Genomic DNA, 15,663 nt, shown 5'->3' with positions numbered 1-15,663 from the left:
TGCCCGTGGATGGTGAGCAGGAATGGTCGGGTCGCCGGAACGCACCCGACCATTTCTGCTCACGAAGCCCGCGTCGCCCGGGGCCTCCGTCCGCGTCAGTGGAACTGGGGGACGATGAGGTAGATGCCGTACAGCACGACGGCGCCGCAGACCGCGTAGCAGAGGATCGCGAGCGCACGGAAGGCACGCACCGCGGTCGTCGCTCCGGCGGGGTTCGGGAACCCGGCGGTCGCCGGACCGATCGTGCCGTCGTCCTTCACGGTGAACTTGCCCGCGCGGGTGTCCGCGGCGCTCCAGAAGCGGAGACCGACGGAGTACACGGCGACGACGAAGCACGACGAGACCACGGCGACGAGCGCCACGGTGACGAATGCGAACCAGTCGATACCCATCAGCGATCTCCCACCGTGAGGAATGCGAAACGGCGTCCGTCAAGCGCGATACCCATCAGCGACGGCCTCCCTTGCGTGCGGCCATGCGGCGGAGCGTGCGCTCGCGGCTCAGTGCGGCGCGGCGGTCGGCGACGGCGTCCGCACGCTTCTTGCGCTGCAGGTCGCGCAGTTCCTTGCGGGTGTACACGGCGTTCGCGGCGACGTCGACCTCGATGGCCGAGGCCTGCTCGTGCGGCTTCCGGAGCGACCACAGGTACAGGCCGAGGATCACGGCGGCGCCGACGATGGCATCGATCACGAGGCCGATGACGCCCAGGCGTGCGATGCCCGAGGCCACCGCACCCACGGCTGCGGCGGCGGGCAGCGTGATGAACCAGGCGATGACGATCTTGCCGGCGGTGGACCACTGGATCTTCGAGCCGCGGCGGCCGAGTCCGGCGCCGATGATCGAGCCGGAGGACACCTGCGTGGTCGAGAGCGCGAAGCCGAGGTGGCTGGACGCCAGGATCGTCGCGGCGGTCGAGGCCTCGGCCGCGAAGCCCTGGGTGGCACGGATCTCGGTGATGCCGGACCCGAGCGTGCGGATGATGCGCCACCCGCCCGTGTAGGTGCCGAGGGCGATCGCCAGGGCACAGGCGACGACGACCCAGAACTGCACGCCCTGGTTCGACGACTGCGCCCCCGAGGCGATCAGCGTCAGCGTGATGACACCCATCGTCTTCTGGGCGTCGTTCGTGCCGTGTGCGAGCGACACCATCGACGAGGTGAAGATCTGCCCGACGCGGAAGCCACCGCGCTCGTTCGGGAACACCGGACGCTTCGTGATCCGGTACGCGATGCGTGTCGACAGGAACGACACGAGCGACGCGATCACCGGGGACGCGAAGGCCGGGATGATGACGACCGTCAGCAGCGCGACGTAGTTGACGGACTGGAACCCGGCGCCGACGATCGCGGCGCCGATCAGTCCGCCGAACAGCGCGTGCGACGACGACGACGGCAGCCCGCGGAGCCACGTGATCATGTTCCACACGACCGCTCCGATGAGCCCCGCGAAGATCATCTCCGGTGAGATCGCGACGCCGCCCGGGCCCTCGTTGATGAGGCCGTGCGAGATCGAGGTCGCCACCGCGGTGCTGAGGAACGCACCGACGAGGTTGAGCACCGCGGCGACCGTGACCGCGACCTTGGGCTTCATGGCCCCGGTCGCGATCGGAGTCGCCATCGCGTTGGCGGTGTCGTGAAAACCGTTTGTGAAGTCGAAGAAGAGGGCCAACGCGATGACCAGGACGACTATGAGTGTGATGTCCACCGCGGGCCAGTGTTCCCCATCGACGGCCTCCGGAGCAAACCTGATCGGCAACCTGCTGTTCACCGGAGCTTCAGACTCGTTCAGATTCGGAACCATGCCGATGCGAGAATGAGTCCCATGGACACCGTCGAGCTCCTCATCCTGTTGGTCGGATCGCTCGCGGTGACCGGGTTCGCCCGGGCGAAGGGACTCCCCGCTCCCCTCCTCGTGACGGCGGTCGCCCTCGCAGCGTCGTTCCTGCCGGGGCTGCCCGCGATGGAGATCGACTCCGAGGTGATCCTGACGGTGATCCTGCCGCCGCTGCTCTACTCGGCGGCGCTCGACGTGTCGTGGCAGAGCTTCCGGACGTCGATCAAGCAGATCCGGCGTCTCGGCATCTTCCTGGTCATCGTGACGGCACTCGTGGTCGGCGCGGTGGCGTACTTCCTGATCCCGGACATGACCCTGCCCGCGGCGATCCTGCTCGGTGCGATCGTCGCTCCGCCGGACGCGGTGTCCGCCGCCGCGATCGGTCGCAAGCTCGGGCTCCCCCGCCGGGTGATGACGGTGCTGTCCGGCGAGAGCCTGATCAACGATGCCGCGTCCCTGACCCTGGTGCGCGTGTTCACCCTGATCATCGCGGGGACGTCGCTCACCGTCTGGCAGGACCTCGGCATCTTCGGCCTGGCGATCGGCGTCGGCCTGGCCGTCGGCATCGTGCTCGGTGTCGTCGTGCACTGGATCCGGATGCGGCTCAACGATCCCGTGGTCGAGACGATCATGAGCATCCTGCTGCCCTTCGTCGCGTACATCCTCGCCGAGGACCTGTCCGGTTCCGGCGTCATCGCGGTCGTCACGGCCGGCCTGTACATCGGCTACAACTCGCCGAAGGAGGGCTACGCCACCCGCCTGCAGGAGCGCCCGCTGTGGACCAGCATCGACGTCATCCTCGAGGGCTTCGTCTTCGCCCTGATCGGCCTGCAGCTCAACACCGTGGTGCAGGACCTGGTCGAGAGCGAACGGAGTCTCGGCCAGACACTCACCGCCGCGGCCGTGGTGCTCGGCGTCGTGATCCTGGTGCGGCCCCTCTTCATCTTCGAGTCGTACGTGCGCAACCGCTTCAACGGGCGATGGCTCCGTCCGCTGCGCATCAAGCTCTCCCGGGGCCACCCGTCACTGCGGTGGATGCGCGGGACGGCCGAGCCGAAGCTCAACTGGCGCGAGCTCACCGTCATCTCGTGGACCGGCATGCGCGGCGTGGTGACCCTCGCCGCCGCGGTGTCCGTGGTCGCGAGCCCGACGCAGATCCCCGCACAGGACACGATCTTCATCATCGCGTTCTTCGTGACCGTCGGCACCCTGCTGCTGCAGGGCCTGACCCTGCCCTTCGTCATCCGTGCACTCAAGGTGCAGGACCCGGCCGAGGGCGAGGAGGACGTCCGGAGCGAGATGCGGCTGAACCAGCGCACGACCGAGGCCGCCATCGAGCTGCTCGAGAAGCGACGGCCGGACTGGTCGAAGCAGTACGGCGCCGTCGCCGTCGACTCCGTGGTGAACCGGCTGAAGGCACGGCTCGAGCGGCAGGTCGAGACGTTCCGGCAGGACGCCCTCGAGGAAGAGGTCGAGGAGCGCAACGCCCCGATGCGCCTGCGTGGCTCGCAGATCCAGGACATCCGGCGCGAGCTGCTCGACCGACGACGCGAGATCGTGCTCGAGGAGCGCGAGAAGGGCAACCTCGACGAAGAGGTCATGCGCCGCGTGCTCGTGACCCTCGACGCCGAAGAACTCGCGATGGACTCGGCGCAGGCGTCACGCAGCCGCTCCTGAGGGCCTCGGCGTATCCTGGCGCTCCGTCCGAGAACAGGAGCACAGCGCCGAGTGAGCACGCCGCGGAACGACGTCAACAGGAACGACGACACCCCGGACCGTCCCGGAGGGTCCCGGCCGACGTCGGCGCCGAAGCCACGCAGCACCCGCCCCTCGGCCCGTGGCACGAAGCCCCGCCGGGGTGCGAAGGTCGCCGGTTCCACCCGACCGGCTCTGCGCCGACAGGCACCCGTGCCGGCACCGCAGCAGCACGGCGCGTACCGCCGCTGGTACTCGACGTTGCACCCGTCGCTCCAGCTCATCGGCCTGCAGCTCTGGATGCCGCTGTTCTTCATCGTCGGCTTCTGCCTCTGCTACGTCTTCGCGTTCCACGCACCGCACCCGCACGACGTGCCGATCGCCCTGGTCGGCAGCGACCCGACACTCGTCGCCGCCGTGCAGAAGGCGTTGCCGGGCGAGTTCGTGTTCCACACCTACGACTCCCTGGCGGCGGCGAAGCGGGACGTCATCGCGGGGTCGATGGCGGTCGCCTACGACCCCGCGACGAACGAGTTCTTCAAGGCGAGCGCCCACCAGTTCCAGGTCGCGAGCCTCGTGCCGGCGACACTGAGCGCGGTGCTCACGGGCATCGGCGTCGCGACCCCGAAGATCACCGAGCTCGCTCCCCTGCCCGCGTGGGACGAGTACGGCACCGTCCCGATGTACGTGATGCTCGCCTGGTGCATCGGCGGCTACATGGTCGCGATGTTCATCGGGATCATGGGCGGCCCGCTCCGGCACCGCACCCGCATGACCGTCATCGTCGTCGGCGGGCTCGTCATCTCCCTCATCACGAACACGCTCGCCGGTCCGGTCGTCGGCGCCATCCACGGCCACTGGATCCAGCTCGTGCTCATCGCGTGGGGGTGGATCGTCGCGATCGGTCTCGCCGTCAACGGGCTGAGCTACTTCGTCGGCCGGTTCATCGCTGCCCCTGCCATGATCTGCTTCGTGTTCCTGTCGATGCCGTCGTCCGGTGGGGCGTACCCGAAGTGGTTCATGCCGGAGCCGTTCGCCTGGCTCAACAACGTCGTCGTCGGGTCGAGCATGGTCGACATGATCAAGCACCAGATCTACGGCGTCGGCCCCGGCCCCGCCCGCGGTCTGATCACGATGGGCTGCTACGCCGCGGTCGGCCTGGTGCTCATGTACTTCGGCAAGAAGTGGTGGGAGCGGCGACGCATCCGCGCCATCGTCACGGGCCGGACCACGATGTTCCAGGACGCCAACACAGCGAACCGTGAGTTCCTCGGCAAGGAGCGCGACGCCGAGCTCGAGCGCCACGGCCTCGAGTCCACCGAGACGGGCACCCTCAGCGTCCTGAGCGACGACGACTGGGAGGACGCCCGCGTCGGCGGTGACGTCTTCACCGGCGGACGCGACGGCCTCGAGACCGAAACCACCCCCACCGGCCGCATCCCCGTGGTGCGGACCGGGGACCGCACCGGCCCCGTGCAACGGCCGGGAGGCGCGGGGACCGGACCACGCACCCGTCCCGTCCCACGCACCGAGGGCTCCAGGGCACCGGCTCGGTCCGACACCTCGGCCCGCGTCGACACGTCGGACGAGCCGCTCCACGGCCGCCACGCGGACCGGTGAGGCGTCGGCGGCGCGTATCCTGGGGGGCATGAACCCCCGCATCACCTGGCACCGCGTCCTCGTCACCGTCGTCGTCGTGCTCCTCGTGCTGACGGTCGGCTTCTACGTCGCGAGCATCGTGCTCGCACCCGCCGACGGCCGGAACACCGCCGGGCTCTTCGTCGGCTGGGCGATGTTCGCCATGGTCGGCGCGATCGTGTTCGGGATCATCGACTTCTTCGTCCGGCCCCTCGGTGGTCGCAGCGGGGACGCCGAGGTCATCGCCGCCGCCGAGGAAGCTCGCACCGGCAGCACCCGCACCCAGCAGACCCGCTGATCCGCTGATCCGCTGATCCGCTGATCCGCTCTACGCGGGTGACTCGACACCCGTCCCGGTGAAGCCCGCGACCGTCGCGTCGTCGTCAGCGAACGTGAAGCGTGCGCGCACCGACCCCCCGCGGAGCACTCCGGGGAGCCAGTACTTCGCGTCGTCCCACATCGCCTCGTAGGGGACGTCGGCGACCGGGATCCACCGCGGCTCGAGCTCGTCGGAGCCCGACGGGCTGCCCTGCCAGCGGCGGCACACGAAGACGTCCGAGACCTGGGACCAGGACGGCCGGTACGGGAACCGGTAGTCCAACGTGCCACGGGCCTCCAGGTCGACCGTCTCGAGACGCAGGCCGACCTCTTCACGCACCTCGCGCACGGCGGTCTCGACCGCCGTCTCACCGGGCTCGCGCTTGCCGCCCGGGCCGACCAGCCGGCCGGTGCCGAGGCCGCGGCGCTTCTCCCCGAGCAGGACCTCGTGCCCGCTCTCGCCGTCGCGCAGCAGGTAGACGACGACCACTCGGGGGTGCTGGGACTTGCTCTCGTCGCGCGGGGTCACCCGTCCAGTCTGGCCGAAGATGTGTCGTACGCTCTTCCCATGGCAGGCGTGCTGCGGGGGCACCATGGCTGAGCCCCGCAGGACCGGGCGCAGCCTCGAAGTGCTGCGCGCCGAGGCCGCCGAGGAGATCTCTATGCTCGTCGAGCACCGGAGCCGCCAGGGCGAGGACCCGTGGGAGTTCATGCCGACGCTCCCCACGGTGGACGAGCAGGTCGTGCTCATCCTGCGGGCCGACGCGGTCGACCTCGACGCCGCGATCGGCAAGCGGCACGCCCAGTGGTCGATGCACCCCGCGTCCGGTCAGGGCACCGTCCTCGGCGAGGAGTACCACCGGTTGCGTCGGATCGCGCTGCAGCACCCCGAGCTCACCCAGGCGGTGTGGAAGCTCATGGGCGCCCTGCCCGACGCGAGCTGACGCCCACGCACGAAGCGCGCCCACGCACAACGTGCGCGGACGTGTGTGCGATTGGATGGGCGTATGACCGAAACCGTGCTCGCGATCCTCAACCAGCCCTCCCGCGACGCCGCGCCGCACGACCCCGCAGCGGACGCCTTCACCTGGGCGAAGCCGCTCGAGGAGCACCTGCAGGTGCAGGACCTCGGCATCACCCGGGGCGACGGCGTGTTCGAGACGATCACGGTGGTCGACGGTCGTCCGCAGGCCCTCGAGGCGCACCTCGACCGGTTCGGCCGCTCCGCCGCGATGCTCGACCTGCCCGCGCCGGACCCCGACGCCTGGCGGCAGGCGATCGAGGCCGTCTGCGCCCGGCTCGACCCGGTCCGCGAGGCCTTCGCGAAGACCGTCCTGACCCGTGGCGTCGAGGGCACCGACCGACCCACCGGCTGGGTCTACGCCGCACCGTCCGTCGACTCGACCGCCGCGCGCACCGAGGGCATCTCCGTCGTCGTGCTGGACCGCGGCTACCGACACGACGTCGAGCGCACCTCGCCGTGGCTGCTGCAGGGCGCGAAGACCCTGTCGTACGCGGTCAACATGGCCGCCCTGCGCGAGGCCGCCCGGCGCGGTGCCGACGACGCCCTGTTCGTGTCGAGCGACGGCTACGTGCTCGAGGGCACGCGCGCGAACCTGATCCTGAAGGTCGACGACCGGCTCGTCACGCCGCGCACCGACATCGGGATCCTGGCCGGCACCACGCAAGCCGACGTCTTCCGCTTCGCCGAGCAGGAGGGCATCGAGACCGCCTACGAACTCGTCACGCTCGCCGATCTGCAGGCTGCGGACGCACTCTGGCTCGTGTCGAGCGTCCGGCAGGCGGCGCCGATCCGCGCCGTGAACGGCGACGCGCGCGCGATCGACACGGACCTGACGGACCGGGTCAACGAGTTCCTGCTGGCGCGCGAGGTCTGAGCCGGCCGGGTCCGCCGAGTGCGCTCGGTTCGCTCGGTTCGCTCGGTTCGCTCGGTGAGACGCCGTCGTGTCGTCTCGGCGCCGCCGAATCCGGCGGCGTCTCGCGGACGTGACGGCGTGGTGCGGACACGCCGGCGTCGTGCGGCCGACCACGCGGCGGACGGGAGGCCCGTGGCGGCCCTGTACCGTGCCTCCCGTCCGCCGTCAGCTGCGTGCACTGCCAGCGCGAGACGCCGTCGTGTCGTCCCGGCGCCGCCGGATCCGACGGCGTCTCGCGGACGTGACGGCGTGGTGCCGAGACGCCGGCGTCTCGAGGGCGGGGCGCGGGAGCGCTACCAGCGCGGGGTGGTGACGCCCGTGCCGTCCGCCCACTCGAAGACCTGCCGGCCGTCGATCCAGACACGTGTCGCGCGACTGGTCGCGTCGAGCGGGTCGCCGTCCCAGAGCACGAGGTCGGCGTCGTGGCCCACGGCCAGCCGGCCGACGCGGTCACCGAAGCCCAGGAACTCGGCCGGGTTGACCGTGAGCGCCTCGAGCGCGGTCTGGGCGGGCAGGCCCTCCTTCACCGCGGCCGTGGCCTGGTCGACGAGCATGCCGATCGGCACGACGGGGGCGTCCGTGGTGATCGCGACCCGGACGCCGGCGGCGGCGATGGTGGCGAGGTTCGGGATGCCGCGGTCGCGGAGCTCGACCTTCGAGCGGCTCGTGAACAGCGGGCCGTAGATGACTGGGATGTCCTTATCGGCGAGCAGGCTGGCGATCTTGTGCGCCTCGGTGCCGTGGTTCACGACCAGGCGGTAGCCGAACTCCTCGGACAGCCGGATCGCGGTGGCGATGTCGTCGTGGCGGTGGGTGTGCTGGTCCCAGACGAGTTCGCCGTCGAGGACCCGGACGAGTGCCTCCTTCGTCAGGTCACGCGCGAACGGCTCACCCTTCGCGGCGGCGGCGTCACGGGCGGCGCGGTAGTTCTGGGCCTCGACGAAGGCGTCACGGATGATCTTCGCGACGCCGAGGCGCGTCGACGGAGTCTGGCCCTTGCCGCCGTACACCCGCTTCGGGTTCTCGCCGAGCGCGCTCTTGATGCTCACCGAGTCCGAGATGAGCTGTTCGTCGACCGTGCGCCCGCCCCAGGTCTTGATGGCGACGGTCTGGCCGCCGATCGGGTTGCCGGACCCCGGCTTCACGACGATGCTCGTGATGCCCCCGGCGAGCGCGTCGCGGAAGCCCTCGTCGTCGATGTCGATCGCGTCGATCGCACGGACGCCGGCCATGTTCGGGCCGGTCATCTCGTTCGTGTCGTTGCCGGCCTCGCCGTTCGCCTCCTCGTGGATGCCGACGTGGCCGTGGGACTCGACGAACCCGGGGACGAGCCACGCACCGGCTGCGTCCACGACGGTCATCCCCGGGGGCGGTGTGACGTCCGGGCCGATCGCGGTGATGCGGCCGTCCTCGACGACGACCGCGCCACCGTCGAAGGCGGGGGTGGAGACGGGGACGACGTGGGCACCGGTGATCGCGAAGGAGTTGCTCATGCCACCAACGCTACGCGGGCCGGCGAAATACGAATTCCTGGCGTCGGGCGTCCGGGGGTCCCTACGCTCCCGGCATGGTGCATCGGAACGAGACCCCGCACGTCCACGACGGCTCGACCGCGCTCGGGGGCCAGGCCGCGCACGGCGGCGTGCTCCTGCACCGCGGATGGCCCGTGCACGGCAGCGCGGCGCGTCCGTGGCGCAGTTCCCGCCGGGGTTCCCGCGCCGATCGGATGACCACGTCCGTCCGGGTGTCGCTCCCACCGGTGATCGCTCGTGCTCGGTGGGAGCCCGATGCCCGGACCGAGGCGCTGCTCGATCGCGCAGTCGCGGCGCTCCGGTCGCTCGACGTCCACCACGGTTCCCGGCTCGCGCCGTTCGGGTCGGTGATCGGTCGGACCGAGGCCGTCGCCTCGTCGCGGATCGAGGACGAGTCCGCGTCGCTCGACGACTGCGCCCGAGCGCTCGTTGGCATCCGCGCGAACCCGAGTGCGACCGTCGTCGTCCGCGCCGCCGGTGCGATCGAGGGGTTGGTCGCGGCAGCGGACACGGGCGTGATCACCGAGACCGCGCTGCTCGAGGCGCACCGGCTGCTCATGCGCGACGACCCGGTCGACGGCCGGTACGCCGGGCGCTACCGCAGCGTCCAGAACTGGATCGGTGGCGGTGACACCCCGCGGCTGGCGACAAACGTCCCGCCGCCGCCGGAGCTCGTCGCGCCCCTCATGGCCGACCTGTTCGCGTTCCTGCACCGGACGGACCTGCACCCGATCGCCCAGGCTGCGATCGGGCACGCCCAGTTCGAGTCGATCCACCCGTTCACCGACGGCAACGGCCGGATCGGACGTGCGCTGATCAGCGCCGTGCTGCGACGCCGGGGCGTCACGACGACGGTGACCGCGCCGATCGCCACCGCGCTCGCAGCGGATCGGGGCCGGTACTTCCGGCACCTCGAGCGGTACCGCGACGGGATCGTGGACGCCCTGGTGGCAGACATCGCGATCGCCATCGGCACCGTGTGCGACGAGGCGACCGTGGCCGCCCTGCTGCTCGACGAGCACGCGGCCGACCGGATGGCGGGTCCGTGTGCCACGGGTGTGCACGCAGTCGTCGGGCGGGCGCTCTCCGACGACCCGGTCCTGACCGAGACCCGGCTGCAGGACCTCCTCGCCGCCGGCGTCGACGGCGGACCGGTCGACGCCGACCTGGCCGGCTCCGTGGCTGCAGACCTCGTCCGCGCCGGGGTGCTGCGTCCGGTCACCGAGCGGCGGCGTGACCGTGCCTGGGTCGCACCGGCCGTCGTGGACGAGCTCGAGGCGTTCGAGCAGCGGGTCCGCGCGGGGGTGGCAGGGCGGACGCGGTCCGACCGCTTCCGGACGGGGCGGCCCGGCGGACGCGGTGGGACCGGTTCCGGGCGGCGTGACGCCCGGCTCGCCACGGGGGCGTGCGCATAGGGTGGGATGGTGAGCACCGAGCACTCCCAGGCCACCCCGCCCACCGCCGCCAAGCGGCCCGTGACGCGGACCCACCACGGCATCGACTTCGTCGACGACTACGAGTGGCTGCGTGACAAGGAGTCGCCGGACACCCTCGCCTACCTCGAGGCCGAGAACGCCTACACCGACGCCGCCACCGACCACCTCGCCCCGCTGCGCGACCGCGTCTTCGCCGAGGTCAAGAACCGTGTCCAGGAGACGGACCTCTCGGTGCCGGTGCGCATGGGCGACTGGTGGTACTTCACCCGCACGGCCGAGGGCAGCCAGTACGGCGTGCACTGCCGCGCGCCGATCGCCGGTCCGGACGACTGGACCCCGCCGGCTGTCGTCGAGGGCGAGTCGACCCTCCCCGGCGAGCAGGTCGTCCTCGACGGCAACGCGCTGGCCGACGGCCACGAGTTCTTCTCCCTCGGCACCTACGACATCAGCGACGACGGCACCCGCCTGGTCTACGGCATCGACGTCGAGGGCGACGAGCGGTACACCCTGCACGTGCGCGACCTGGCCTCCGGCACCGATCTCGGCGACGCCATCCCGAACACCGGGGCGGGCGCGACGTTCGACCCGGCCGGTCGCTACGTCTTCTACCCGACGGTCGACGAGTCGTGGCGTCCGGACAAGATCTGGCGGCACGCCGTCGGCACCGCGGCGTCCGACGACGTCCTGGTCTTCGAGGAACCCGACGACCGCTACTGGGTCGGCGTCGGCGTCACCCGGTCGTCGCAGTACATCGTCATCGAGCTCGGGTCGAAGATCACGTCCGAGGCCCTGGTGCTCGACGCCGCCGACCCGACCGGCGAGTTCCAGGTCGTGTGGCCGCGGCGCGACGGCGTCGAGTACGAGATCGAGCACGCCATCGTCGGCGGCAGCGACCGGTTCCTGGTGCTGCACAACGACGGTGCCGAGAACTTCGAGCTCGTCGACGTCCCCGCCGACGACCCCACGTCCGAGCGCGACCGCCGGGTCGTCGTGGCGCACCACACCGAGCGCCGCATCGAGTCCGTCGACGCCTTCGCCGGGCACCTCGCGCTCGAGTACCGCTCCGAGGCGCTCCCCCGCATCGCGATCATCCCCATCGAGGGTGACGGGTACGGCGACGCGCACGAGGTCCCGTTCGACGAAGCACTGTTCTCGGCCGGCCTCGGCGGCAACCCCGAGTGGGACCAGCCGACGCTCCGCATCGGGTTCACCTCGTTCGTCACCCCGTCCGAGGTCAGCGACCTGGACCTGGCGACCGGCCAGGTGACGGTCCTGAAGCGCCAGCCGGTGCTCGGCGGCTACGACCCCGCCGACTACGCGCAGGAGCGTGACTGGGCCACCGCGTCGGACGGCACCCGCGTGCCGATCTCGCTCGTCTGGCGCCGCGACGCCGTCGACGCGGACACCCCCTCGCCGCTCCACCTGTACGGCTACGGCTCGTACGAGCACTCGATCGACCCGGGCTTCAGCGTCATGCGCCTGTCGATGCTCGACCGCGGCGTCGTCTTCGCAGTCGCCCACGTGCGCGGTGGCGGTGAGATGGGTCGCCACTGGTACGAGAACGGCAAGACCCTGACGAAGAAGAACACGTTCACCGACTTCGTCGCGGTCGCCGACCACCTGATCGAGTCCGGCCGCACCACCGCGGACCGGCTCGTGGCCGAGGGCGGCAGCGCCGGCGGGCTCCTGATGGGTGCGGTGGCGAACATCGCACCGGACCGGTTCGCCGGGATCGTCGCCGCGGTGCCGTTCGTCGACGCGCTCACGAGCATCCTCGACCCCGACCTGCCCCTGACCGTCATCGAGTGGGACGAGTGGGGCGACCCGCTGCACGACGCCGAGGTCTACCGCTACATGAGCGAGTACACCCCGTACGAGAACGTCCGCGACGACGTGCAGTACCCGCGGATCCTCGCCGTGACGTCGATCAACGACACCCGTGTGCTCTACGTCGAGCCGGCGAAGTGGACCGCGAAGCTCCGCGAGGTCGGGGCGCCGGTGCTGCTGAAGACCGAGATGTCCGCGGGCCACGGCGGTGTGAGCGGGCGGTACGCCTCGTGGAAGGAGCGGGCGTTCGAGCTCGCCTGGCTGCTCGACGTGCTCGGGCTGGCCGACGAGACGCCCGCCGCCTGATGACTTCGTGAGCAGAAATGGTCGGGTTGCGCGCGCGCACCCGACCATTTCTGCTCACCAAGCGAACGGCCGCGCCCGCGCCCGCCGCGCGGCGCCCGCCGCGCGGCGCGCCTCACACGCGGTTGAGCGCGTGCACCGCCTCGTCGTAGGACTCCTCGGCCAGGCGCACCCGGTCCCCCGCGAGTACGCCGTAGCCGAACGTCCCCTCGCCACCGCGTTCGGCGATCGCCGCGTTGGTCCGCAGCGCATCGAGGGCGTGCAGCGATCGAACACGCTCGGTCAGCACGTCGGCTGCGCTGCCGATCCGCTTCCACAGCGCGTGCGGGAACGCGTCGTCGCCGAGGAAGTCCATCGCCATCCGTGCCCGCATCGTGCCCTGCCAGGCGGCTTCGGTGGTCGCACGGTCGGCGGCCTCGCGCTCGGCGGCGGTGTCCGAGGTGTCGTCGGCGACCGCGGCCCGGACGAGCTCGCGGATGTGCGGCTTCACGACGGCGCCGACGTCCTGCGCGACCTTCTTCGGCGACCGGAGCGACCACTCGGTCGGGGTCGGACGTTCGACGGCGTCGTCGAGCGCGTCGAGCAGCTCGAGGAACGGCTCGCCGTGCACGAACGCGACGACGTCCCGCACCGACTGGTCGCGGCGCTCACGGGTCGACGCCAGGATGCGTTCGCGGGTCATCGAGTCGACCAGGTCGTCCTGCGCCGGGGTCGACGCGCGCGGCAACCGGTCGATGAGGTACTCGTTGAGTGCTGCGCGCGCGGTCACGGCAGCCAGGCCGTCGGCCGCCTCGGCGGCTCGGTCGACGGCGTCACCGTCGGCGAACGCCGGACGGTAGGCGCCGAGGATCGAGGCGATCTCGAGTGCGGTCTCAGCCGTCTGCCGGAGGTCGGCCGCGTCGCCGGAGCGGAGCCGCGATTCCTGGCCGAGCAGCGCAGCGCGCAGCTTCCGCAGTCGCTTCGCGAGGACGCGTGCGGTCGTGCCCTTGTCCGGCTTCTCCTCGGTCTGGAGGCGCGGTGCCGGTGCTCCTGCCAGCCCGCGTGCCAGCTTGGACGCGACGGCGGCGGGGCCGGCGCCCACGGCCGCGAAGCGCCCGTCCAGGGCCGCGAAGAGCTCGTGCGCGACCTGCGGGTCGACGTCGGCGACGGCCTCGACCTCGACCTCGCGCCAGGTGCGCGGCGTCTCCGGAGCGTCGTCGTCGAGGCGCTGCGCGGTCACCTGGTCGTCGGCGAGCTCGGCGACCTGGTCGCCGTCCTCGTCGAGCAGGCGGGTCACGGTGCGGGTGGTCGTGATGCGGACCACGGGGCGCAGGCCACGGCCGCGGCGCTCGGTGAAGAGCGCTGCGAGGACCTCGGTCGGCACCGTGTCGGCGTCGTCGGTCAGTGGGAAGTGCTGCTCGTGGCGGACCGTGTCCGACTCGGACCGCTTGATGTGCCACCCGGCGTCGGAGCCTCCGGTCCGGCGGCGGACCGTGACCCGCGCCGCCACCAGGTCGTACCGCTCGGTGTCCCAGTACGTCGCATCGAGCTCGAACGGCTCCTGGTGCTCGGTGCGGAGGATGCCACCGGCGCCGACGAGGTCGGGCAGGGCACCGCCCTCTGGCAGGTCGTAGGTGCGCTCGATCTCGAGGTGGGTGTCGCTCACACGGTCTTGTCTACCAGGGCTTCGCCGTGCGCCTCGACCACCGCGGGCGCATCGGTGGAGAACCGTGACGCCACCGCTCCGGCGAGGACGATCGCCAGGTGGGGCAGGGTGACGAGGAACGGGCTCCACCGCACCGGGACGAGCGGGTAGAGCACGCCGGCCCACTGCAGGGCGAAGACAGCGACCGGGAGGACCAGGAGTACCCAGGTCCACCGCGCAGCGTGTGCCGCGACCAGCCACCCGGCAAGGGCGAGGACGACGGGCACCAGGGCGATCGGCAGGCTCGTCGGCGGCGTGAGGATCGGCTGCAGCGCACCGCCGACGGCCGCCGCGACGATCATGCTGGCGCCGAGGCGACGGCGTCGAGCACCCGTGCGGAGCGTGAGCGCTGCCAGCGCGATGGCCGCACCGGGCACGAAGAACACCAGAGACCACGTCCCGGTGATGCCGAGGACTCGGTCCGAGGCACTCTCGTAGCCGTAGTTCGGCTGCAGGATGAGCCACGCCCCTTCCACGAGCAACGACACGACCGCGAGAGCGACCAGCACCGGCACGGTCCGGATGGTGTGCGGTGCAGAACGGACGGGTGTCGGCAGTGCGGTCATGGTGTCCCCCCAGGTGGATCGGTGGCCGGCGCGTCGGTGGAACAGCGCCGTGGTGAACGCGCCGAACGCGAGTGCAGTCGGCGAGAGGTCGAGTTCGTGGGCATCGCGCACGTCGGCGAGCCACTGCTCGCGGCGGGCGGCGCGGTGTGCTGCGGGCGAGACGGCGACGGCGACCCCCACGAGCGCCCGGTCGAGCGCGCTCACGAGGTCACCGGCCGGTGGGCCGAGCGAGCCGGACGAACGGGCGTCGCGGCGGACGGACGCGCGGCGACGAGGTCGCGTGCGGCGTCGACCCCGTCGGGCGTGAACTCGTAGAGCCGACGACGCGGGCCCGGTCGGTCGGTCTCGTCGTCCCACGACGACGTGATCCACCCCTGCCGCTCGAGTCGCTCGAGGATCGGGTAGACGGTGCCGGCCTGGCGCCCGGTGGCCTTGATGACGAGCAGCCCCCATGCCGGGCCGTCGGCGGCCAGCAGTGCGTCGAGCACTTCGAGCGTCGGGGCGGTGACGCGTTGGATCGGTTCCATGCGGCTTAACCTAGCTATATCGGATAAGCACGTCAAGGGTGTCCAGACAGCGGGGTTAGCCTGGCGCCATGAGCGACACGATCACCCGCGAGCAGTTCACCCCCGAAGCCGGCGGCGTCACGATGTTCACGACCACCTGGTGCGGCTACTGCGCCCGGCTGAAGAACCAGATGACGAAGGCCGGCGTGCCCTTCACCGAGGTCGACATCGAGCAGACCCCGGGCACGGCGGAACTCGTCGCCGAGGTCAACGGCGGCAACCAGACCGTCCCGACGCTCGTGTTCCCCGACGGCAGCACGGCGACGAACCCGTCGCTGGCCGAGGTGCAGTCCCGCATCTGAGCGGCACCCCCTGGCGCGAAGCCCCG

General features: G+C 71.3%; 15 protein-coding genes. 8 read left to right on the top strand and 7 right to left on the bottom strand.

The window, feature by feature from the left end:
* Positions 1-95: 95 nt before the first annotated feature.
* Positions 96-392 carry a hypothetical protein gene (locus EDF42_RS16355; protein WP_123293936.1) on the bottom strand — a complete coding sequence of 99 codons (297 nt, stop codon included), beginning with the start codon at positions 390-392 and terminating at the stop codon, positions 96-98.
* Positions 393-447: 55 nt separating this feature from the next.
* Positions 448-1,704 (bottom strand): inorganic phosphate transporter, encoded by a 1,257-nt coding sequence (locus tag EDF42_RS16350; protein ID WP_123673409.1) that lies wholly within the window; start codon positions 1,702-1,704, stop codon positions 448-450.
* A gap of 117 nt (positions 1,705-1,821) precedes the next feature.
* On the opposite strand from EDF42_RS16350, the gene EDF42_RS16345 reads away from it, so the two are divergent.
* The 3 genes from EDF42_RS16345 (at position 1,822) to EDF42_RS16335 (ending at position 5,464) form a co-directional block, all read left to right on the top strand.
* Positions 1,822-3,510, top strand: coding sequence for a sodium:proton antiporter (locus tag EDF42_RS16345; RefSeq protein ID WP_123673407.1), 1,689 nt, complete (start codon positions 1,822-1,824; stop codon positions 3,508-3,510).
* Between the two features lie 231 nt (positions 3,511-3,741).
* Positions 3,742-5,148: an ABC transporter permease gene (locus EDF42_RS16340; protein WP_185041016.1), complete on the top strand. Its 1,407-nt coding sequence runs from the start codon at positions 3,742-3,744 to the stop codon at positions 5,146-5,148.
* A 28-nt stretch (positions 5,149-5,176) separates the two neighbouring features.
* A complete protein-coding gene (locus EDF42_RS16335; protein WP_111084562.1) occupies positions 5,177-5,464 on the top strand; it encodes a hypothetical protein in 288 nt (95 codons plus the stop codon).
* Positions 5,465-5,494: 30 nt separating this feature from the next.
* Here EDF42_RS16335 and EDF42_RS16330 read toward each other — a convergent pair whose 3' ends face one another.
* On the bottom strand, positions 5,495-6,013 hold the full coding sequence (locus EDF42_RS16330) for an 8-oxo-dGTP diphosphatase (RefSeq protein ID WP_185041014.1): 519 nt from the start codon (positions 6,011-6,013) through the stop codon (positions 5,495-5,497).
* 64 nt (positions 6,014-6,077) lie between these two features.
* Between EDF42_RS16330 and EDF42_RS16325 the strand changes: the two genes are divergently transcribed.
* Entirely contained in the window at positions 6,078-6,428 is a 351-nt protein-coding gene (locus EDF42_RS16325) for a tryptophan synthase subunit alpha (RefSeq protein WP_123294181.1), read from the top strand.
* A gap of 63 nt (positions 6,429-6,491) precedes the next feature.
* On the top strand, positions 6,492-7,382 hold the full coding sequence (locus EDF42_RS16320) for an aminodeoxychorismate lyase (RefSeq protein ID WP_123673400.1): 891 nt from the start codon (positions 6,492-6,494) through the stop codon (positions 7,380-7,382).
* Between the two features lie 332 nt (positions 7,383-7,714).
* On the opposite strand, the gene EDF42_RS16315 is transcribed toward EDF42_RS16320, so the two are convergent.
* Positions 7,715-8,914: an amidohydrolase gene (locus tag EDF42_RS16315; RefSeq protein ID WP_123673398.1), complete on the bottom strand. Its 1,200-nt coding sequence runs from the start codon at positions 8,912-8,914 to the stop codon at positions 7,715-7,717.
* A gap of 74 nt (positions 8,915-8,988) precedes the next feature.
* On the opposite strand from EDF42_RS16315, the gene EDF42_RS16310 reads away from it, so the two are divergent.
* On the top strand, positions 8,989-10,368 hold the full coding sequence (locus EDF42_RS16310; RefSeq protein WP_123673396.1) for a Fic family protein: 1,380 nt from the start codon (positions 8,989-8,991) through the stop codon (positions 10,366-10,368).
* Positions 10,369-10,374: 6 nt separating this feature from the next.
* A complete protein-coding gene (locus tag EDF42_RS16305; protein ID WP_123673394.1) occupies positions 10,375-12,522 on the top strand; it encodes a S9 family peptidase in 2,148 nt (715 codons plus the stop codon).
* 112 nt (positions 12,523-12,634) lie between these two features.
* Here EDF42_RS16305 and EDF42_RS16300 read toward each other — a convergent pair whose 3' ends face one another.
* From EDF42_RS16300 to EDF42_RS16295, 3 genes are read right to left on the bottom strand one after another with little or no spacing between them, the layout of a single operon-like run.
* Positions 12,635-14,164: a CYTH domain-containing protein gene (locus EDF42_RS16300; protein WP_185041012.1), complete on the bottom strand. Its 1,530-nt coding sequence runs from the start codon at positions 14,162-14,164 to the stop codon at positions 12,635-12,637.
* Positions 14,161-14,973, bottom strand: a complete 813-nt coding sequence (locus tag EDF42_RS19070) for a hypothetical protein (protein ID WP_185041009.1) — start codon at positions 14,971-14,973, stop codon at positions 14,161-14,163. Before EDF42_RS19070 ends, EDF42_RS16300 begins: the two co-directional genes overlap by 4 nt.
* The gene (locus EDF42_RS16295) at positions 14,970-15,296 is read right to left on the bottom strand and encodes a PadR family transcriptional regulator (RefSeq protein WP_123673390.1); all 327 of its coding nucleotides are present in this window, start codon (positions 15,294-15,296) and stop codon (positions 14,970-14,972) included. The genes EDF42_RS19070 and EDF42_RS16295 overlap by 4 nt, the downstream gene beginning before the upstream one ends.
* Before the next feature lie 68 nt (positions 15,297-15,364).
* On the opposite strand from EDF42_RS16295, the gene EDF42_RS16290 reads away from it, so the two are divergent.
* A complete protein-coding gene (locus tag EDF42_RS16290) occupies positions 15,365-15,637 on the top strand; it encodes a mycoredoxin (RefSeq protein ID WP_123293947.1) in 273 nt (90 codons plus the stop codon).
* The last annotated feature ends 26 nt before the right edge of the window (positions 15,638-15,663 follow it).

The organism is Curtobacterium sp. PhB172 (genome assembly GCF_003752545.1).
GTDB lineage: Bacteria > Actinomycetota > Actinomycetes > Actinomycetales > Microbacteriaceae > Curtobacterium.
The sequence above is the reverse complement of the archived record's forward strand: the minus strand, read 5'-3'. Positions and strand labels throughout refer to the sequence as shown.